The organism is Pseudoalteromonas sp. J010 (genome assembly GCF_003934235.1).
GTDB classification, from domain to species: domain Bacteria; phylum Pseudomonadota; class Gammaproteobacteria; order Enterobacterales; family Alteromonadaceae; genus Pseudoalteromonas; species Pseudoalteromonas peptidolytica.
This window is the reverse complement of record NZ_RDBW01000046.1, coordinates 1-19816: the sequence shown is the minus strand read 5'-3', so window position 1 is coordinate 19816 and position 19816 is coordinate 1. Positions and strand designations below refer to the sequence as shown.

Annotated in this window: 20 protein-coding genes; 14 read left to right on the top strand and 6 right to left on the bottom strand. The window is 40.4% G+C overall.

Annotation, left to right across the window (positions count from 1 at the left end; translation table 11 throughout):
• Positions 1 to 407: 407 nt before the first annotated feature.
• The 3 genes from EAG18_RS20160 to EAG18_RS20150 all read right to left on the bottom strand — a co-directional run bounded on the left by EAG18_RS20160 (position 408) and on the right by EAG18_RS20150 (position 2116).
• Positions 408 to 731 (bottom strand): hypothetical protein, encoded by a 324-nt coding sequence (locus EAG18_RS20160; protein WP_125254157.1) that lies wholly within the window; start codon positions 729 to 731, stop codon positions 408 to 410.
• 179 nt (positions 732 to 910) lie between these two features.
• A complete protein-coding gene (locus tag EAG18_RS20155; RefSeq protein WP_125254156.1) occupies positions 911 to 1312 on the bottom strand; it encodes a hypothetical protein in 402 nt (133 codons plus the stop codon).
• A 48-nt stretch (positions 1313 to 1360) separates the two neighbouring features.
• A complete protein-coding gene (locus EAG18_RS20150; protein ID WP_125254155.1) occupies positions 1361 to 2116 on the bottom strand; it encodes an SDR family oxidoreductase in 756 nt (251 codons plus the stop codon).
• 112 nt (positions 2117 to 2228) lie between these two features.
• Between EAG18_RS20150 and EAG18_RS20145 the strand changes: the two genes are divergently transcribed.
• A complete protein-coding gene (locus EAG18_RS20145; protein WP_125254154.1) occupies positions 2229 to 3113 on the top strand; it encodes a LysR family transcriptional regulator in 885 nt (294 codons plus the stop codon).
• Positions 3114 to 3511: 398 nt separating this feature from the next.
• On the opposite strand, the gene rrtA is transcribed toward EAG18_RS20145, so the two are convergent.
• Positions 3512 to 4102, bottom strand: coding sequence for a rhombosortase (rrtA, locus tag EAG18_RS20140; protein ID WP_125254153.1), 591 nt, complete (start codon positions 4100 to 4102; stop codon positions 3512 to 3514).
• A gap of 82 nt (positions 4103 to 4184) precedes the next feature.
• Here rrtA and ggt point away from each other — a divergent pair, with 82 nt between their 5' ends.
• From ggt to EAG18_RS20075, 13 genes are all read left to right on the top strand, one after another.
• On the top strand, positions 4185 to 5945 hold the full coding sequence (gene ggt / locus EAG18_RS20135; protein WP_125254152.1) for a gamma-glutamyltransferase: 1761 nt from the start codon (positions 4185 to 4187) through the stop codon (positions 5943 to 5945).
• Positions 5946 to 6118: 173 nt separating this feature from the next.
• Positions 6119 to 7813 (top strand): NAD-dependent malic enzyme, encoded by a 1695-nt coding sequence (locus tag EAG18_RS20130; RefSeq protein ID WP_125254151.1) that lies wholly within the window; start codon positions 6119 to 6121, stop codon positions 7811 to 7813.
• 141 nt (positions 7814 to 7954) lie between these two features.
• On the top strand, positions 7955 to 8770 hold the full coding sequence (locus EAG18_RS20125; protein WP_125254150.1) for an ABC transporter substrate-binding protein: 816 nt from the start codon (positions 7955 to 7957) through the stop codon (positions 8768 to 8770).
• A gap of 119 nt (positions 8771 to 8889) precedes the next feature.
• Positions 8890 to 9534: an SIMPL domain-containing protein gene (locus tag EAG18_RS20120; protein WP_275557352.1), complete on the top strand. Its 645-nt coding sequence runs from the start codon at positions 8890 to 8892 to the stop codon at positions 9532 to 9534.
• Between the two features lie 57 nt (positions 9535 to 9591).
• The gene (locus tag EAG18_RS20115) at positions 9592 to 9966 is read left to right on the top strand and encodes an MAPEG family protein (RefSeq protein WP_125254148.1); all 375 of its coding nucleotides are present in this window, start codon (positions 9592 to 9594) and stop codon (positions 9964 to 9966) included.
• An 8-nt stretch (positions 9967 to 9974) separates the two neighbouring features.
• A complete protein-coding gene (locus EAG18_RS20110) occupies positions 9975 to 10616 on the top strand; it encodes a sulfotransferase (protein ID WP_125254147.1) in 642 nt (213 codons plus the stop codon).
• A gap of 36 nt (positions 10617 to 10652) precedes the next feature.
• Positions 10653 to 11225 carry a tRNA-(ms[2]io[6]A)-hydroxylase gene (locus tag EAG18_RS20105; RefSeq protein ID WP_125254146.1) on the top strand — a complete coding sequence of 191 codons (573 nt, stop codon included), beginning with the start codon at positions 10653 to 10655 and terminating at the stop codon, positions 11223 to 11225.
• 43 nt (positions 11226 to 11268) lie between these two features.
• Positions 11269 to 12531 carry a S41 family peptidase gene (locus EAG18_RS20100; protein WP_125254145.1) on the top strand — a complete coding sequence of 421 codons (1263 nt, stop codon included), beginning with the start codon at positions 11269 to 11271 and terminating at the stop codon, positions 12529 to 12531.
• Positions 12532 to 12745: 214 nt separating this feature from the next.
• Positions 12746 to 13129, top strand: coding sequence for a response regulator (locus EAG18_RS20095; protein ID WP_125254144.1), 384 nt, complete (start codon positions 12746 to 12748; stop codon positions 13127 to 13129).
• Positions 13126 to 14031 (top strand): MoxR family ATPase, encoded by a 906-nt coding sequence (locus tag EAG18_RS20090; RefSeq protein ID WP_125254143.1) that lies wholly within the window; start codon positions 13126 to 13128, stop codon positions 14029 to 14031. The genes EAG18_RS20095 and EAG18_RS20090 overlap by 4 nt, the downstream gene beginning before the upstream one ends.
• Before the next feature lie 2 nt (positions 14032 to 14033).
• On the top strand, positions 14034 to 14978 hold the full coding sequence (locus tag EAG18_RS20085; protein ID WP_125254142.1) for a DUF58 domain-containing protein: 945 nt from the start codon (positions 14034 to 14036) through the stop codon (positions 14976 to 14978).
• On the top strand, positions 14968 to 16905 hold the full coding sequence (locus EAG18_RS20080) for a DUF3488 and transglutaminase-like domain-containing protein (RefSeq protein ID WP_125254141.1): 1938 nt from the start codon (positions 14968 to 14970) through the stop codon (positions 16903 to 16905). Before EAG18_RS20085 ends, EAG18_RS20080 begins: the two co-directional genes overlap by 11 nt.
• Before the next feature lie 6 nt (positions 16906 to 16911).
• Positions 16912 to 18240, top strand: a complete 1329-nt coding sequence (locus EAG18_RS20075) for a Na+/H+ antiporter NhaC family protein (protein WP_125254140.1) — start codon at positions 16912 to 16914, stop codon at positions 18238 to 18240.
• Between the two features lie 282 nt (positions 18241 to 18522).
• Here EAG18_RS20075 and EAG18_RS20070 read toward each other — a convergent pair whose 3' ends face one another.
• Together EAG18_RS20070 and EAG18_RS20065 are read right to left on the bottom strand one after the other, a co-directional pair.
• Complete coding sequence (locus EAG18_RS20070) at positions 18523 to 18951, bottom strand: acyl-CoA thioesterase (protein WP_125254139.1); 429 nt, start codon at positions 18949 to 18951, stop codon at positions 18523 to 18525.
• Entirely contained in the window at positions 18948 to 19772 is an 825-nt protein-coding gene (locus EAG18_RS20065) for a M23 family metallopeptidase (protein ID WP_125254138.1), read from the bottom strand. The genes EAG18_RS20070 and EAG18_RS20065 overlap by 4 nt, the downstream gene beginning before the upstream one ends.
• Between the last annotated feature and the right edge of the window lie 44 nt (positions 19773 to 19816).

Sequence of the window (19816 nt, the reverse complement as noted above, 5' to 3'; positions counted from 1 at the left end):
AGTTTACGACATGTGAGGCATTTGGCCTAACTCCAGAAGAAGCTCGTCAGACCGATTTATTTAAAGAATATAATAAAAACAAGTCAGGCCGGCAAGTCAGAGAAGCAGGCCCTTAGGGACTTCAATTCTCTGTTTCAAATGTGAAGAGCGTTACAAAGAAACAGGGCAAGGTCAAAGACATCACTCCCTTAAAAGCAACATAGCAGTATATGAAGAATACGAACGCATTAGCTCCTATTCAGTCAACATCTGGGATTGAGGCAACTTACAATTTGAATTATACAAATTGTAAGTCATGAAAAATTATGTGGTGCACTATATTTCAGAAACATCAGTAATCTGTTCTGAGCGAAACAAAGTTTCTGGTTTGAATAAAATAAAATCAAAAAACGACTGGTTCACGCTGTTTAATAACGTATAGTCCAGCTAACAATTTTACCTTCTTTTACTACAAATAAAAAATTGGCAGTACTCTTGTAATTATCATTATTTACGTATGTTCCAGTAACAATAACTTGGTTATCATTAACTTCTAGCTTGGGATTTAGAACTCGTCCATGAACATCAATAATGTCTGATTGTAGCCATTTTTTAAAATCATCACCTTGCTTTTTTCTTGCCCACCATCGTTTGTATTCTTGTGTAGCTTCTTGACTGAAAACTGCTTTAATTCGTTTCGAATCATTTACAGCCATAGCTTCTACTAGCTCGGTCACTATATCTTTTGGCATTCGGAGCTCCTTAGCGTAGCTTTCAAAGGAGGCTACAAACATTAAGACTACTATCAATAAATTTTTTATCACTGCGTTATATACAAAGAATTTTTTAAACGAGAGCATCATTTTCTTCCTCTACAAATTTCAGTAGCACTAAACAACAAAAATCGGCTGATTTATACAAATAGTTTTTTTCAGTTTAGTCTTAGATTGCAAGCTCTTTGGCAACTCTCTAAATCTTTAAATAGATAAACGTTATGACTATCCCGATATTTCTGTTTGATTAGGTTTATTTGAGCGCTCCTGCAATGGCAAAAACAACGCATTTGACAGTTATGCTCATCTTCCCAGCGTATAAAAGAGGAAATAATTTGATTAGCTTCTGGCGTAGATAATTGCCACTCACTCATGTCCATGATACGCGCCCACTTTAGGTTCTTACTCAGAAACTTATTAGCAATAACAAAGCTCATAGTATCTACAAAATATTTTGCTTGTTCATCATTCCAACCTCCGAAGACTTTACATAAAAGCACTTTACCTTGCTCGGCTAATACAAAATTCCCATGAGGATTAAAGTCATTTACGGTAAACATTGTGATTTCCTCCTGCGGGAAAGTGGCCTTTCGGCCACTCTTAAATAATTAACGGGTCACGAAGCCACCGTTTATGAACAGTGTTTGTCCAGTAGTCCATTGCGCGTCTTCTGAAGCAATGAACTTAATAAAGGGCACTATATCTTCGATTTTACCTAAACGGTTAGCCACACTAGCCGCGCTTAAATAGGCTACTGATTGCTCATTTTCTTCACCGTGGAAGAACTCGGTGTCAATTGGCCCCGGACAAACAGTATTAACGGTTACGCCCCTTGAACCTATTTCTTTTGCTAGCGCTCTAGTAAAATCTTCTAAAGGCGCTTTTGAGCCAGCGTAAAGTGAGTAATAACCAGTAAAAGCGCCAAGTAACGATGTACCCATATTGATGATTCTGCCATTGTCTTCGATATGTTTAGCGGCCTCTTGCATAACAAAAAATGCAGCTTTGGTGTTTACATTAAACAATTGGTCAAAGTCATTTTCCGTATATTCAGTAAATGGGCGTTTAATTACTTTGCCAGCATTGTTAATTACAATGTCAATTCGACCAAATGCTTCTTTAGCTTGGGAAAATAAGTTTTGTACATTGCTAGGTTGTGACAATTCACCTTGAACTAACAAAGCTCGTTGACCCGCTTGCTCAACCAAAGCAGCGGTTGTTTCTGCATCACTTGCCGATGCGTCACTGTTGTAATGAATTACAATATCGCAACCTGCTTTTGCTAGAGACTCTGCAAATGCTCGTCCCATATTACGTGCTGCACCTGTAATTAAAGCAACTTTACCTTCAAATTGATTAGTCATGGTTAAATCCTCGTAGTTTGTAATGACGATTTAAATATAGGTTTATTGCACATATTTTGGGAATGCGTATAAAATACATCCACTAGATGCAAAAAATGCAATAAGCTAAATTATGAAAGAGATAACGAATGAACAGATTTATTTAAAGGTGGTTGAAGCTGGAAGCTTTAAAAAAGCGGCAGAGCAACTCAATACAGAACCATCATCTGTCAGTAGAAGTATTTCAAGTCTGGAGAAACGATTAGGAATCAAACTGGTAGAGCGCTCAACTAAGCGCTCAGTACCTACGGAAGCGGGACAGAAATATTATGTTGGACTAAAAAAGCTTTTAGATGAGAAACAATCATTGGAGGATTTAATATGCGGCACCGTTAATCAACCTTCTGGTGCATTAAAAGTCGCAGCTCCACATGACTTCGGGTGCCAATTTGTTGTTCCTGTATTAGAACAAATGACAGACGAGTTTCCAGAATTAACCGTTGAAATATTGTTAGGTAGCCAATTCGAAGATTTGAAATCACAAGGAATTGACGTAGCAATTAGAATAGGAGAATTACCTAGTTCTAGCCTTATATGTCGCAGAATTGGTAATGTACCAAGGGTTATGGTTGCCTCAAAAGGCTATATTCATAAGCATGGCCTTCCTACCGATATTAAGTCCCTTTCAAAGCACAATTTTATATTTTATAAAAAGTCACTTCATGGTACTCCAGTTACAATTGAGGACTACAAATTTGAGATGCAAGGCAACTTCACAGTAAACAGTGTCAGTGCTGTGAAACAGCTTGTTTTAGATGATAAGGGAATACATATAGGGCCAAAATGGGCGTTTAAAGAAGAGCTGGACAGTGAAAGAGTTGTACAGCTATTGCCAGAAGTAAAACTAACGAGTTTTCCAGTACACGCATTGTATATATCTAGAAACTTTTTACCCGCGAAAGTAAAGCAATTCATCCAAAAGTTAATTGATAAATATCAAGGCAGTGAATTTTGTTAAGTATTATTCAGTATAAGCTCAGCTATCAGCTCTTGGTGCTTAAGAGAATCCCTATGTATTGGCTGAATTTTAGATCATGAAAGTGAAAACACAGAAACCAAATCTTCAATCTCGGATAGTGTGACTGAAAACCTGAAAAACTCAATTTTCAGTCACTCTAAAATCCAGAGCTAAAAGGTGGCAATTGATGAGACTCTCTCAAGCATTATGACTGGTCACACAGTTAATCAAGCTGTTGAGGTACGGTATAAATTTAATTTTACTAAAACTATATAATTTTGCGTTTTTGGAAAATTAAGCCTCAGACAATTTTAATTCGCTAGTTTTAGGCTCACAAAAACTGTGAGCCTTTTTAATTGAAGCGTCTAATTGAAATTAAGTAGGGACACGTATCCGTATCAGCTTGGCCTAAGCTGGCTTTTTTGTTTTGTAGAATAAATAATGGCTAACAGTACGCCTCCAATCGCACCAAATAGATGCGCTTCAATGGCGACTCTCGAATCTATAAGCATAGCAACATCAGCACTTGCGCCAGCATATTGCTCCCATAAGACCTTTGCCCAAACACCAATCAACAACAGGTATCCAGTGGTTAGCTTACGCTTTATATCTTCAAGTGCCCCCCAAACAATTAAACCATGTAACAAACCACTTAGGCCTGTATATACAACTATGTTTGGTGCAAAAAACCAGATCGTAAGTCCCGTAAACGCGCCTAAAAGGCCGACGTTGACCCAATACTTTTTGATTGTTGTGTACTCAGCATGTAATAACCATATAAACACAATACCCAATATGTTGAGTAACAGATGATACCAGTTGCTGTGGGTAAATTGCCCTGTTAATACACGCCACACCTCGCCATTGGCAATAGCTGTTCGGTCAAAATCTAGGTAATAGCCAAGACTGAATAGCATTAATACTGTTGATAAAATCGCCAGAGACAGTGGTGCTATGACATATTCTTTGTTGGTAGGAAGCTCAAACATACAATTTCGCATTATTCTTTTTGCATATTGTGCCTAATTGCTTTTATGATGCCAAATATTAGTAGCTAGCAAAGTGGGTATTATGAAACATACACTTGCATCACTCAGCGTGATAGCCGCATTCAGCTTTTCAACAAACACCTTAGCTGAAGAAAAAACAATCGAAATTAGAGAGCCAGAAGCTGCAACAGGCTTTCAGTCAAAAGAGGCTCGAATTGCTGAAAAGTATATGGTGGTAGCCGCAAATCCATACGCCAGTAAAGCAGGACAACTGATGTTGTCAAAAGGCGGTAGTGCCGTCGATGCCATGATAGCCACGCAACTGGTGTTAACTTTAGTAGAGCCACAATCCTCGGGGATAGGCGGCGGTGCTTTTATCTTGCACTATGATAAGAAGAGCAAAGAACTAATTACTTTTGATGGTAGAGAAACAGCGCCAAAAGGCGCAAGCCCTGAACTATTCCTTGACGACTCAGGAAACGCCGTTAGATGGATAGAAGCCGTTGTTGGAGGGCGCTCAGTCGGTGTTCCCGGGATCTTACATGCTTTTAAGTCTGCTCATGACAAGTACGGAAAGCTACCCTGGCAAACGCTTTTTAAACCGGCAATTGAGCTTGCCCGCGATGGTTTTATCGTATCACCACGATTAAATATGTTACTTGAGAAGAGGCTAAATCCAGGTTTGACAAAGCTAAGCCCTGCGAAAGAATATTTCTACCCTAATGGTGAAGCGCTAAAAACTGGCACCTTACTCAAGAACCAACCTTTGGCTAATCTATATTTCAAACTGGCAACACAAGGCATTCAAGCTTTTTATGAAGGGCAAAATGCTACTCAGCTAATTGAAGCGGTACAAAAGTCTGAGATTGCACCTGGCACACTAGCGTTAAGTGACTTAGCAAACTACGAAAGCAAGACAAGGTCGGCAATTTGTACCAGCTATAGAGTTTATAAAGTGTGCTCTATGGCACCACCAAGTAGCGGTGGTATTGCTGTATTACAAATGATGAAGTTGCTAGAACCATTCGAATTAGGAAAATACAAAGCCAATGCCCCTGAAGCGCTTCACCTGTTTACTCAAGCTTCAAGGCTAGCGTTTGCGGATCGGGACTTTTATGTCGCAGATCCTGACTTTGTTAAAGTACCTACAAACGAATTACTCAATGAGCAATATTTACAAGGTAGAAGCAAACTTATTAGTGAGATGGATAACCATGATTTTCCAGTAGGCGATCCAACTGCTGGGAAGCTGGCTTATGCTATGAATGATAGCTATGAGTTACCTTCTACAAGCCATGTATCAATAGTCGATGCTGACGGTAACGCAATCTCCATGACTAGCTCGATTGAAATGGCATTTGGCTCAACTGTTATGGTCAATGGCTATTTGCTTAACAATCAACTAACTGACTTTGCACTCTCTCCTAAATCGGGAGATAAATGGGTAGCAAACCGTGTTGAAGCCCATAAACGTCCAAGAAGCTCCATGGCACCGGTCATGGTGTTTAATAAGGATGGCTCACTAAAACTCGTTGTTGGTTCTCCTGGCGGAAGCCGTATCATCAACTACGTTGCACAAACCTTAGTCGGTGTATTAGATTGGGGTTTATCTCCTCAAGCTGCAATTGATTTGCCTAAAATTACCAACCGCAATAAATATACCACCCTTGAAGAAGGCACCGAGCTTGTAGATCACGTGCAATTTTTTGAAAAAAAGGGACACGAGGTACAGATCCGTGACTTAAACTCAGGACTGCATGCCATCGAGATTAAAGGTGGGCATTTAGTAGGTGGTGCCGATCCAAGAAGAGAAGGCATCGCGCTTGGTGAAAGTAGTGAATAAGTCATAGTTATATAGGTGCTTTTAAGCTATAATTTCGCGTTCCAGAAAATGATTCATCGATGCGCTCTGGAGCGCGTTAATATTGGTCTGATGAGCACTAAATTCATTGTAATTTAATCCTTTTCGACAATAATAAACCCTTAGACTAAAAAATTCGTGTCAAGCTTGTAAATATGACTAAACAAACCGATCCAAATTATCTCTACATTCCATATTCAGGACCTACACTTCTAGAAACGCCACTACTAAATAAAGGCAGTGCTTTTTCTCAACGTGAGCGGGAAAATTTTAACTTAGCAGGTCTTCTTCCTCCTCGCTATGAAACCATTGAAGAACAAGTTGAGCGTTGCTACCAGCAGTACTCAAGCTTCAGCGATAACCTTAATAAGCATATTTATCTGCGCGCCATTCAAGATAACAATGAAACGTTGTACTACCGTCTAGTACGTGATCATTTAGAGGAAATGATGCCAATTATTTACACGCCTACAGTAGGTGATGCGTGTGAAAAATTCTCTGACATCTACCGAAGTTCTCGCGGCTTATTTATCTCTTATGAAGAGCGCCATCAGATTGACGATATTTTACGAAACGCAACGAAAGGTAAAGTAAAAGTCATTGTAGTTACTGACGGTGAACGTATTCTAGGCTTGGGCGACCAAGGTATCGGTGGTATGGGGATCCCGATTGGTAAATTAGCGCTTTACACAGTGTGTGGTGGGATCAGCCCAGCTTATACACTACCGGTAATGTTAGATGTGGGTACAAATAACGAAAAACTACTCAACGACCCAATGTACATGGGTGCAAGACACCCACGTATTAGCCAAGATGAGTATGATGAGTTTCTTGACTTATTTATCAAAGCAGTAAAGCGTCGTTGGCCAAATGTATTGCTACAATTTGAAGATTTTGCTCAGCCTAATGCGATGCCTTTACTAAAACGTTACCGCGATGAAATCTGTAGTTTCAATGATGACATTCAAGGTACAGCAGCAGTAACCGTGGGCTCTCTACTTGCGGCTTGTCGCGTGAAAGGCGCTAAGCTTTCTGAACAAAAAGTTGTCTTCGTTGGTGCCGGCTCGGCAGGATGTGGAATTGCTGAACAGATTATCAGTCAAATGATCTCTGAAGGGATAACCGATGAGCAAGCGAGAAGCCAAGTATTTATGGTCGATCGTTTTGGCTTATTAACAGAGGGAATGGAAGGGTTAAGAGACTTCCAACAAGCCCTTGTGCAGCAAAAAGCTAATTTAGAAGACTGGACGTACAGCGGAGAGTTTGCCTCTTTGCTAGATGTTATGCACTGTGCAAAACCAGACATCTTGATTGGCGTATCAGGTCAAGCAGGTCTGTTTACTGAGCAAGTGATCAGAGCTATGCACAGTGGCTGCGCCCAGCCGATTATCTTCCCATTGAGTAATCCGTCAAGGCAAGTCGAAGCGCATCCAAAAGATGTGATTGAGTGGACTGATGGCCAAGCTATCGTTGCGACTGGCAGCCCGTTTGAGCCTGTGGTACACGGTGACGAAACTATTATTATCCCTCAGTGTAACAACAGCTATATCTTCCCAGGTATTGGCCTTGGTGTGTTAGCAGCTAAAGCTACACGCATTACAGACAGCATGCTGATGGTTTCAAGTGAAATGCTCGCTGAGTCATCGCCACGTGCAAACACTGGCAAGGGAAGCCTTTTACCTGCGCTCACTGAAATTGAACCGTTGAGTAAACGTATCGCATTCGCTGTTGCGAAAAAGGCGATGGAAGAGGGCGTCGCACTTGAAATGGATGATGATGCCATTTGGGCAGCATTAGAGAAAAACTATTGGACGCCTGAATACAGAAACTACAAGCGTTGCAGTATTTAAACGCTTTATTTTGGCGCAATGGTTAAAGTTGCGCCATACTTCTATAATCAACGGTGCTAGGAGCACTTAAGCGTTTAAATGCAGTTACTCGGTCAAGGAGCATATGCATCACTGCATGTTGTTTATTGAAAGGGGAATGGCATGCGCTATTTGGTCGCCTTGTTTGCAGCTATTTTCAGTATATTTGTGTACTCCGCTGATTTGAAAATAGAAGTGGTGTCCGATTACGACCCCGACAGACAAACCGCACCAAACGATTTAGCGACTCAACTCTTAATCAAATTGGAAAGAAGCTTGGGTAATGCAATGACAATGTCATTTATTGCAGCCAGTCGAGCAAGGGAGTGGAGAGAGCTGAGCCAAAACCCCAACGCTTGCCTCTATAATAAAGTAAAAACAGCAGAGCGAGAGCAAGTTGCGGTTTTTACAGACTTACCACTGATGTCATTTCCTGCCAACCGACTTATACTGCGAAATCAAAAAGAGATACCTGACATTGTCTCACTGGCAACTGTTATAGACAGAGGCCTGCGCATAGGGGTTTCCGATGGCCGCTCGTACGGTAATAAAATAGATAACTTAATATCACAACACAAAGACACGTTTTGGTTCGCAGAGGGAAACCAAAGCGCTTATCGCTTAAGAGCGATGCTAAGCCAAGGGAAGTTGGATGGCATAATTGAATACAGTTCAGTGTTTATAGCTGAGCACCCGTCAGCACATTCGCTCAATCAATATAGCTTTCATGCAATTACAGAAGCCGACTTCACTATTTTTGGGTACATAGCATGCGCAAGAAGCGAGGAGGGTAAAGCAGCAATTCGTTTGTTTCAACAGGCTCTATCCGAGCCGAGAATGCAAGCAAAAATAATTGATGCTCACAAAGGACTTTTCTTTGAATTAGAGGAACCTTATATAATCCAGTCACTGGAAAATGCGTTTAGCGTTCAGCAATGATTAACACAGTTATGGTCTAATAAACTTTACTGACCAAACCATTACGAGACGTGTATATGAAGCGCTTACTTTTATTCCCCTTAATTTTGATCTTTAGTAGCATTACAAAGGCAAGCAGCTTGCCTGATTCACCTCACCTGTATGTGAAGGGAACTTCTTTTATACAAGTACAGCCTGACGTTGCTACCGTTCGTGTGGCAATAACTGAAAATCACAAGTCATTGCCAACTGCCAAGGAAAATGTGGACAAAATCATGGCAAAAGCTATCGAAATAGCAAAAGACTTCAACATTCAGGAAAGTGATATTCACGCAGACCAATTAAACATTTACAGGCAAACGCGTTATAACCGTCAAACCAATGAAGAAGAGTTTGATGGGTTTCGGGTCAGCCGCAGTTTGACAGTAAAACTCAAAGACATAGCGAAATACCCGAAGCTTTTACAAGAGTTTGTAGATAGTGGTATTAATCAGTTTAATAACACTGAATTTAGTGTAGAAAATGAAGGTAAATACCTGCAAAGCCTTAAAAAAGCGGCGATAAAAGACGCCAAAAAAGCAGCCAAAGAATTAGCAGGCGAGTTTGAAGTCGAGTTAGACAAGCTTTACTCTGTGTCGTTCCAACCTATGCAAACACCCATCCAACCATATGTTCGCACAGCAGCTATGGCGATGGAAGCTGATCGAGGCTCGTATAAAGACGCATATAACACAGGCTCAATAACACTAAATGCTGAAGTTTATGCCGTTTATCTACTCAAGTAGAGCTAGCGGCCAATACCGTAAAGTTATAAACTACCCCTCCAATCGGAGGGTTTTTTTATGATTACAGGATTATATGCGGCACTGTTGGCGCTTTTATATATTAAATTGAGTTTTAATATCATTTCATTGAGGCACAAACATAAGATCTCACTCGGTGATGGTGATATTGATACATTGCGTAGTGCCATTCGAATTCATGCTAATTTCATTGAGTATACGCCGTTTGTGCTGATTATGATGTTACTGCTCGAACTACAAGATATTAGCGCTTTATTTGTTCACATTTTAGGTGCGGCATTTGTCTTTTCTCGAGTTGCTCATTTTATCGCGCTACAGCGCAATAACTTCTCTATACGCAAAGTGTCAATGGCCACTACCTATGGCGTTATCCTTACCTTATCGCTGTCCAATTTATACCTATATTTTATTTAATTAATATAATGGCCACACAGAAAATACTCGTCACTGGACTACCTAGAACTGGCACCACGAGCTTATGTATTACAGCCCTCAATTTAGGATATAAAACAGCTCACACAGCCTATACAAAACAGGCTATAAAAGACGCTAACTTTTTAGCAGATACGCCAGTATTCGCAGACTTTGAAAAGCTGTATACCTTATATCCAAGCTCTAAGATTATCCATTTAACGCGAGAATTTGAGCAATGGCTGCCTTCAATTCGACGGTTAATGTCATCAATGCGTGCAAATTTACTCTCTCAGCAAGGAGGGTTTAACGACACTATCAAACGTTGTTACCTAACTACCTTTCCAAGTTTTGAGCAACACTTTGAAGATGATGATTACTGGCTAACATGTTATAACCAGCATACAAGTAAAGTTCGTCATTTTGTTGCTTCAAATCAGATAGAAAACATCGAGGTGATGCTAACTGATGCGGATGTAACGACTAAACTAGCACAGTTTATGGATTGTCCGAGACAAAACATCCGAGTACCGCATGTTAACATTAACGGTAAGGTCACAGCATGGAAGTGGTTCCGACACTCAAATAAGATTGACTCCACAAGAAATGGAAAGTCAGATAAAGACGCAACACTATACAATAGCACTATCTAAAAATAGTAATTAAAGGTTTAAAATTAAAAAGAAGTTATGTTTGAACTAAAATATCACACTCCATTTAGCTGGACTGATGCAGTCTTAGCTGATTTCGATACTTTTCTACAAGATCACGCTGCGGCGGAAAAGAAAGCAGCAGGCATGGCAATGGCGATGCTTGGACATTATCCAGATAGAATAAAGTTAGTGAAAGCGATGGCTGATCTTGCCATAGAAGAAATGATACATTTCAAGCAAGTATTAAAAATACTCACAGAACGTGGCACATTGTTAGGTAATGACCAAAAAGATCCCTATATAAAACAGATGCGTGCATTGTTTCGTCAAGGGAGTGATGAATACCTGATTGACAGGCTATTAATAGGTGCCGTGATAGAGGCGAGGGGACATGAACGATTTTCACTGGTTGCTGAAGCACTACCTAAAGGCAAAGAGAAAGAGTTTTACGTAGCCATTGCCAAGTCAGAAGAGAAACATAAAAACCTATTTGTAGAGCTTGGATATGAATATTTCGACAAGCATATTATCGACCAGCGGCTCGAAGAAATTCTAATTGCGGAAGCGGAGATTTGTAAGTCCATCCCTTTCACTGCAGCACTTCACTAAGCTTTATCTTAGGAACTAAAAATAACGACAAGGATAACACTACATGAAAACGGTACATGCTTGGTGTTTTGGCTTTGCGCTGTTTAGCACAAATGCCGCTTTAGCAAAGACGTTTGATGTCAATGGCGCGTGGAAACAACTAAACACGGTACTGGCAACACATTATGCCTACCTTGGAGATGCAGAAAATCATCAAGCTGTTGAGCAAGCGTTTAGAAAAAAGTTAAACGGTGTCTACAACAAGCAAGATTTTATCGATTTGAGCCAGTCTTATTTACGCCACTTCACTGACCCACACCTCAATTTAGGCCCACTAAATGAAGATGACTATATTGTTTATCCAACTGGCGCAGATATTTTTGCCGTGTTTGAAGAAAATATAGCGGTGGTATTGGACGTAAAACGAGACAGTGCGGCCGACATTGAAGGCATAAGGCCAGGTAATAAAATTTCAACAGTGAATGGCCAATCAATAGTGAGTGCTATTGAAGATGTAATGCAGGTCGAGCTTAGCAGGCTAACAGATGCTCAGAAAAATTACGCTTTGAATATCGCACTTGGTGGGAAGCGCTATCAACCTAGAAGGTTTAAGCTAATAACGAAACAGGGAACATCTGAGATGCAACTTCCTGCAAGTTATGACGCCATTAATGCGCTTTCTAAAGGAGGTACTGTTTTATACAAAAAAATTGAAGAGCTTGGTTACATTCGCTTTAACAATGCCATGGGAAATAGTAATACCGTTGCAGACTTTAAAGCTGCATTGCAAGCACTTGGTCAAGTTCAAGGGTATATTATAGACTTACGCAATACGCCAAGTGGTGGAAATACGGGTGTTGCAGAGCCTATACTAGGTCATTTTTCCACCACAGCTGCAGCATATCAAAAGTACCGTATACAAACTCCGACTATTCATTACCAGCGCGCGCAAGTTGAGACAGCAAACACTCAACCAGCGCAGCCAAGTATTCAAATACCATTTATTGCGTTGGCTGGGAGATGGACAGGTAGCATAGGCGAAGGAATGACAATCGGTTTAGACGCGCTTGGTGCAATTGCTGTGGTTGGCACTCCAATGGCTGATTTACTGGGCGGCATAAAACGATTACCACTCGACAAAAGCGATGCTTGGATTGAACTGGGGTTTGAACGCTTATATCACGTAGATGGTCGTTACCGTGAAGATTTCGAACCGACAGTGGTAATGCCAGGTGATATGGACGAAAATGGTAATGATGTGACATTAGAGCGTGCGGTATTTCTTTTAAAGCAACACATAGATGGCAAAAGAGAAGTAATGAACTGATTAGGAATCCAGCTGGCAGTATAAAACAACTCATTTAACATAATATAAATTATGGGTTGTTTGTGTAGAGTTGCATTGTGTGAGTTATCCTTACTATAAATGTCCAATACTAGACGGTATCGGACATTTATAGTAAGTTTACAACAATAACTGTTGAGCTATGGATAAGCATTTTATAGTATGTGATTGAATTTGTAATTTGAAGTATCGACATATGGAATTTGTAAGACCGCTAGAACCCATTTTGATTATTGATGATGCTGTTGAAATCCGAGATTTTCTTACTCAAATTTTAGAAAATTTAGGCTTTGAAGAAGTCTACGGCTGTGAAAACTTCGATTCAGCAAAACCGCTGCTAAAACATAAACAGCCCAACGTAGTCTTCTTAGATATAGAGCTTCCAGACACTGACGGAACTGAAATTCTAGCTTACATCAATGAAAACTTTCCAACAGCTCATGTCATCATGTGTTCCGGCCATAACAGTATGGAAAATGTTCAAAACACTTGGGAGTTAGGAGCTAAAGGTTTTATTGCAAAACCCTTCAATGCACACAAAGTCGATTCTGTAATGAAACGTTTAGAGCTGGTGACATGAACTTGGTCATAAATGACGTTATAGACTCTCTTTCTGCTGTGATTTTGGAAAAGCCTGAGCAAATTAAACTGGCAATTTGTAGCTTGCTCTGTCGAGGCCATTTACTCATCGAGGATTTACCAGGTATGGGTAAAACAACTTTATCGCATTCACTGGCAGATGTCCTTGGGTTAAGTTATCGGCGAGTCCAATTTACGAGCGATCTTCTGCCATCAGACATTACCGGGACTTCTATTTTCAACCGCGAACAACAATCTTTTGAATTCCACCCAGGCCCTGTTTTCACACAGGTTTTACTCGCGGACGAGATAAATAGAGCAAGCCCAAAAACGCAAAGTGCGTTATTGGAGTCAATGGAAGAACATCAAGTGACCATAGATGGTGAGAGTCACAAGCTCCCTAGCCCATTTTTTGTGATTGCAACACAAAATCCACAACACCAATCTGGAACTTACCCATTACCAGAGTCTCAGTTGGATAGGTTTTTTATGAGGATTAGTCTTGGTTACCCATCAGAGGCCGCTGAAGCACAGCTAATTCACCAAGCTGGCATACCTCGCGCCTCAGTCAAGACTCAGCAAGTAATAGATAGTGACGCCCTACTGAAATTTCAGCAAAAAATCCCTCTTATTACTTTAAGTGACGCGGTAGTTAGCTATATTTTGCGTTTGATAACGTATACGAGAAACTCAGGCATGTTTAGCGATCCACTATCGCCACGCGCCAGTATTGCACTGGCTTCAGCAAGCCGTGCATACGCATTTATCAATGGTCGAGACTTTGTGATCCCAGATGATGTGCAAGCTGTTTTTACCTCTGTTTGCGCACATCGCTTGGGTGTAACGAGCACAAATGAAACCCAGCTCAAATTGCAAATATTTGATAACGTACCGGTACATTAAATATGTTCAAACGCTTGCGTGCTAAAGTAAAACAGCACATATATAAAAAGCACCAACGTTCAGAACTCACGTTTTCACACAGTAATATCTATATCTTGCCATCTAAGGATGGCTTCTTTTTTGTCACAGTTGCACTCATTAACTTCATTTTGGGGATAAACTATCAAAATAATCTGATCCTCGCGACATCATACATAATGGCCGTGATCATGGTCGTAGCCTTGTTTATCGCTTTTTTTAATTTTAACAGTGCTAAAATTCAGTACTTGGGCGCTGAGGATAACTTTAGTCCTTATCACCCTACTCTTAATTTAAAGTTGTCATCAAGCTCAGAGATACAGTCGCTAAGGCTCACAAGTGAATACAATCATACACCTTCACATATTCCTATTATTCAAGATGAGATACAAATAACGCTTCCTATTACCAACTTATCACGAGGTAAATATGAAACCGGCACCATTAAAATAATGAGCTACTTTCCACTTGGGCTGATCCGGACATGGTCTTATTTAAGACCAAATGATGTCTTTTATATTTACCCTACACCATTACCTTTAGATGAAAAAGAGCAACAACCAAGTCATATACCAGATAAAAACGAAACTTTATCACAACAGCAGGATAGCGCATCTGAGTTTGACCACCTTACCCTTTATCAAAAAGGGATGAGCCTTAGCAGAGTCGCTTGGAAGCATTACGCCAAAACCGAGCAAATGTTAGTTAAAACACACAACTCTAATGGCCACTTTTCAAATCAAACCGTTTTTGATTATGACTTATTACTTGGCACAAAAGAGGAACGCTTGGGTAAGCTTTGCACACAAATTTTAGATGCCGATAAACAGCAAGCTCATTATGCACTACGACTCAAACAACTGCGTATACCACTGGGTACCGGGAACGCACATAAGCAAAAATGCTTGGAGGCGCTGAGTGAGTTCTAAGTTTCCAGTATGGTACTACAGCACCTCTGTATTTGTTTGGTTGATTAGCCTCATTCTGATTGATGACTTTGGGGTTGGCTTTACGGGTTTAGTAAGCGTGCTGATGCTTTGGCAAACCATTCGCATATTCACAACACCAACAATGTTGAGTGTGCGATTCATTAATGTCGTTACTTTACTTGGGGCAGTTACAACTGCAAGCTTAATTGGTCTGAAAAATAGCGTAAATGTTTTCGTCGCGCTCATGTTAATAGCCTCCTTGCTGAAACAGATACATGCCACAAAGGCCAACCAGTTCACGCAAATTTGTATTTTGAATTTTTTTACTTATCCGTGCTTATTTTTATTCACACAAAGCCTGTTTGCTGCTTTGTTAGTGCTTTGCATGCTGGCTGTAAACCTAGCTATTATGCTTAACCTAGAGCAGAACTTAAAATTAAAACCGGCTTTGAAAGTAAGTATCAAAGGCTTGATAATAGTGTTGCCGGTGGCTGCATTTTTAGTGATTTTTTTACCAAAATTACCGGCATTTTGGCAGCTACCGCAACCCCAGAAGGAAGCTAAAACAGGCCTGTCTGAAAATGTCGACCCGTTTGATATTGTTAGCTTATCGCAATCGAAAGAACTCGTATTCCGAGCTACCTTTGAAAATGAGCAGATTGAAGGGCCTTATTACTGGCGAGCCATCATTCATGATGAATTTGACGGAAAACGCTGGAAAATATCTGAATATCAAAGAACGAATATGAAGCCACCTCCCCTCGATCAAAGCGAGCATGCAACAATCATTGCTCAACCAAGTCACATTCCTTGGTTATACGGTTTATCCTACTCATACTCAAATAACCCAAAGTTAAATAGCAATGTATTTGGCACAGTTTACCTCAAAAGCCTCACATCAAAGCCTATTGAATACTCAATTATGGTTAGCGACTTTTCATCTGAAAGCACGCTAAAACCTTGGTATTATCAACGTAATGTAAAGCTCCCTAAAGGGTTTAACCCTAAAACAACCCAGTTAGCTCAAACTTGGGCAATGAGTTCGTCAAATACAAGCGAGTTTATTGAGAAAATGAGGCTGTATTTTCTCAATAATCAATTTATTTACACTCTGACCCCAACACCTAGTCAGTCTGATAACAGAGTTGATGAATTTTTGTTTAATACACAAAATGGTTTTTGTGGGCACTACGCCTCGGCAGCTGCATTTTTGCTGAGAAGCGCAAACATTCCAGCGCGCTTGGTATCGGGTTATTTAGGTGGTGAGCAAAACAAAAACCAAGGTTATTATAGTGTTTATCAATATGATGCTCACGCTTGGGTCGAGTATTTTACGCCTGGAGTAGGTTGGCAACGGTTAGATCCGACAGCATGGATAGCACCAGAACGCATGACAGGTAGCCTGTCACAGCTAGCGCAATTGTCTAATGAGTTTCAACAAGGATTAGGATACAGCTTAATCGCTTTTTCAAATTGGCATTCAATTAATTGGGTACGATTAAAACTAGAAGAGCTAGATTATCAGTGGACTAGAGTTGTAATCAACTTTGATAGAGACAAACAAGGCAGGTTGTTCAAAAATTGGTTTGGTCAATACGGTACACTGTGGGCTGGAATTATATCACTACTAATATTTGCGATATTATCTGTCATTCTCTTCTTCTTGGTAAACTATATACGTAGGGCTACCCCCCCTATCGAGTTGGCTTATTACAATGATATAGTGCGTTATTTAAATAGGGACTCACACAGTGGTAGCGTTCGACAGAATATTCAAGAATTAACACAATTGTTTCCGGAGAATGAGAAGGTACTTTGGCAGTTCTATGGGTTATTTGAGAAGTCACAGTATCAACAAAAACCACTATCTAAGACTGAGTTAAAAAAATTAAAGACCTTATACAGGCAAATAAAAAAGAAAGGCTAGAAATAAATGAATGCTGTTATTTTGGGCGTGTTGCTCATGTTGGGGCTAACCCTTGTAAGAATTAATGTCATCGTTGCAATGACTATTAGTGCTATGGCTGCCGGACTTGTTGCTGGTTTAGACATAAAGACAACACTCAATGCGTTCAATGACGGGTTATCTGGTGGTGCAGAGATCGCGCTTAGTTACGCAATGCTTGGCGGCTTCGCTGTCGCTATCTCGAAATCAGGTTTAACACAAATTTTAGCGCAAAGGCTCCTTAAGCTTGTTAATGCTAATAGCAATGAAGGTTCAACATACTTGAGTATGTTTATTATGGTTGTTATTTTAGCTTGCTCTGTGGCATCGCAAAATCTGATCCCAGTTCATATCGCATTTATTCCAATCCTGATCCCACCTTTGCTTGTAGTGTTGAATAAATTAAAGCTTGATCGCCGCGCCATTGCTTGTATCTTGACGTTTGGCCTTGCGACTAGCTACATGGTGCTTCCATATGGGTTTGGAGGTATTTATTTATATTCTATTTTACATAAAAACCTCATTGATAATGGTTTAACACTTGCAAAGTTTGATGTGCCCTACGCAATGGTTATTCCTGCGCTTGGTATGTTACTGGGGTTGATCATTGCCCTATTCATTAGCTATAGAAAAAAACGCGAATATCAAATAGGTCAACTGCAAAGCGAGCAAGCACCTGTTTTGCCCGAGGGCAAAGAAGCTAAAAAGGTGATGCTAGTTGGCGCTGTTGCTGTAGCTGTATCGCTTATTGCGCAAAATATCAGTGGCTCGATGATTTTAGGCGGACTAGTTGGTGTTATGATTTTCAGCTTATTTGGTATTGTAAAATGGGAGCAAAACTCTGACGTTTTTAGTAAAGGAGTTGCGATGATGGCAATGATAGGTTTCATTATGATTTCGGCACAAGGCTTTGCTTCAGTGATGAAAGCGACAGGTGATGTAGCTAGCCTAGTTTCTAGTTGCGCAAACTTTGTTGGCGACAACAAACCTCTCGCAGCTGCAATGATACTATTAGTTGGCCTGCTGATCACCATGGGCATTGGTAGCTCCTTTTCAACAGTGCCAATTATAGCGACGCTGTTCGTACCTCTATCATTGGAAGTCGGCTTTTCAGCCATGGCAACGGCAGCTTTGGTCGGTACTGCTGGTGCCTTGGGTGATGCCGGCTCCCCAGCCTCCGACTCAACACTAGGTCCGACATCAGGGTTAAATGCTGATGGGCAGCATGACCATATTTGGGACTCTGTAGTACCTACATTTATTCATTTTAATATACCTCTGCTCTGCTTTGGTTGGATAGCTGCAATGGTGCTATAAATTATCAAAATATTGACTGATGAAAGGCACCTTGTATCATGGTGCCTTTCTTAAGCTTTATTATCCAACCGTTGAATTCAAAACTGCGTTTAACATAGTTCACTAACTCTGAAAATATCGGTCTAATAGACCCTATCACTTAAGGTTTCTACTCGCACGTTAAGATTAAGTTCCACAAAACCGTACGGTATATTGAGTTCAATGAATTAACGCTTGTATGATGTGTTCTTTTTATTCTAAGGGACTAACAAGACATATAAAGACTATGCCTTGTTAAAATCATCAAAAGCCATTTAGCATTTTGTCACATACCACTGGGGTTGGTCTGTGGTTATCGTCTACTGCAACAAAGGTAAAGCTCCCCGTTATTGCTAGGTGTTTATCATCTTTGTGCATTCTCTCGAGATAAATCTCAACATCTACTTTCAAACTTGTATTACCAACATGCACTACTTTTGATACCAGTTCAGCAAACGTGCCGGCAGGTATCGCCTCTTTAAAATCAACACGATCAGAAGAAATAGTCACAAGCGGTTTACGGCAAAAGCGTGTGGCTGCAATAAACGCCACCTCATCCATCCACGCTAGTGCATCCCCACCAAACAAAGTATTGTGATGATTAGTACGTCCAGGAAAAACTGTCTTGGTTACATGAGTAATAGAGCTTGCGATACGCTGCTCGATAATTATCTTTCTTTGTTCTTCTGTCATTTTTTAACTGCTTTGTTTGCTAATGTTTCTTTCATAAGTAGAGCTGGGTCAAGTCTTTCCCCAAACCAATTAAATCGCCAATCTAAATGAGGGCCGGTTACTCTTCCCGTAGCACCGATCTCAGCAATTTTGTCACCTGTTGTAACTTTGTCGCCTGCTTTTACATCTAACTTACTGAGGTGAATATATGTTGACGTAATACCGTGACCATGGTCGATAATTAATGTGCCACCACTGTAGTATAGATCTGAATTTGCAAAAACAACCACACCAGATACAGGTGCATACACTGACTCACCTGTTTTGTTCGCTATATCTAAACCAAAATGAGGCCGTCTTGGCTCACCATTAAAGTATCTTTGGCTTCCATATATGCCTGATATTCGGCCTTTGGCAGGTCGGTATACTGTTTCTTTAAAATATAATAAATCTGAGTCACCTTGTCTGGCTTTCGACACAGCTTGCGCTTCTTCACGAATACGTTTGAGGACTGACTCAGGCGGTGAAACATATTTTTTAGCCACCCCTGTAATTTTATCTATATCATAATCACGTTTAGTAATAAGCAGAGGTTGAGAGTGTTTTTTGCCGTCTTGAGATTGCCAGCTTAACGTATGGCTTAACTCAGCATCGCGACCAAATCCAAAAACAAAGTAGCCTTCTTTTGAACGCTTTATTGCTCTTTCATTTAACTTTATATTACTGGCCTGTGGCAGTTTACCAATGACCATACCACCTTGGGTTAAATTGCCTTTTAGTTCTAATGCTTCAGTAAAAAGTGCTGTACTTGCAATTACGGCAAACATGAGCGCTTTAAGCATAAGCAATCGCTCCTTTACCCACACCTTCATAGGACCTTCATAGG

Bases quoted from the DNA above. Each gene is read 5' to 3' on its own strand.
- EAG18_RS20160 (WP_125254157.1), bottom strand. From the start codon at position 731: ATGCCAAAAGATATAGTGACCGAGCTAGTAGAAGCTATGGCTGTAAAT.
- EAG18_RS20085 (WP_125254142.1), top strand. From the start codon at position 14,034: ATGTTCAAACGCTTGCGTGCTAAAGTAAAACAGCACATATATAAAAAG.
- ggt (WP_125254152.1), top strand. From the start codon at position 4,185: ATGAAACATACACTTGCATCACTCAGCGTGATAGCCGCATTCAGCTTT.
- EAG18_RS20150 (WP_125254155.1), bottom strand. From the start codon at position 2,116: ATGACTAATCAATTTGAAGGTAAAGTTGCTTTAATTACAGGTGCAGCA.
- EAG18_RS20145 (WP_125254154.1), top strand. From the start codon at position 2,229: ATGAAAGAGATAACGAATGAACAGATTTATTTAAAGGTGGTTGAAGCT.
- EAG18_RS20115 (WP_125254148.1), top strand. From the start codon at position 9,592: ATGATTACAGGATTATATGCGGCACTGTTGGCGCTTTTATATATTAAA.
- EAG18_RS20075 (WP_125254140.1), top strand. From the start codon at position 16,912: ATGAATGCTGTTATTTTGGGCGTGTTGCTCATGTTGGGGCTAACCCTT.
- EAG18_RS20100 (WP_125254145.1), top strand. From the start codon at position 11,269: ATGAAAACGGTACATGCTTGGTGTTTTGGCTTTGCGCTGTTTAGCACA.
- EAG18_RS20125 (WP_125254150.1), top strand. From the start codon at position 7,955: ATGCGCTATTTGGTCGCCTTGTTTGCAGCTATTTTCAGTATATTTGTG.
- EAG18_RS20105 (WP_125254146.1), top strand. From the start codon at position 10,653: ATGTTTGAACTAAAATATCACACTCCATTTAGCTGGACTGATGCAGTC.
- EAG18_RS20095 (WP_125254144.1), top strand. From the start codon at position 12,746: ATGGAATTTGTAAGACCGCTAGAACCCATTTTGATTATTGATGATGCT.
- EAG18_RS20155 (WP_125254156.1), bottom strand. From the start codon at position 1,312: ATGTTTACCGTAAATGACTTTAATCCTCATGGGAATTTTGTATTAGCC.
- EAG18_RS20070 (WP_125254139.1), bottom strand. From the start codon at position 18,951: ATGACAGAAGAACAAAGAAAGATAATTATCGAGCAGCGTATCGCAAGC.
- EAG18_RS20065 (WP_125254138.1), bottom strand. From the start codon at position 19,772: ATGCTTAAAGCGCTCATGTTTGCCGTAATTGCAAGTACAGCACTTTTT.
- rrtA (WP_125254153.1), bottom strand. From the start codon at position 4,102: ATGTTTGAGCTTCCTACCAACAAAGAATATGTCATAGCACCACTGTCT.
- EAG18_RS20110 (WP_125254147.1), top strand. From the start codon at position 9,975: ATGGCCACACAGAAAATACTCGTCACTGGACTACCTAGAACTGGCACC.
- EAG18_RS20130 (WP_125254151.1), top strand. From the start codon at position 6,119: ATGACTAAACAAACCGATCCAAATTATCTCTACATTCCATATTCAGGA.
- EAG18_RS20090 (WP_125254143.1), top strand. From the start codon at position 13,126: ATGAACTTGGTCATAAATGACGTTATAGACTCTCTTTCTGCTGTGATT.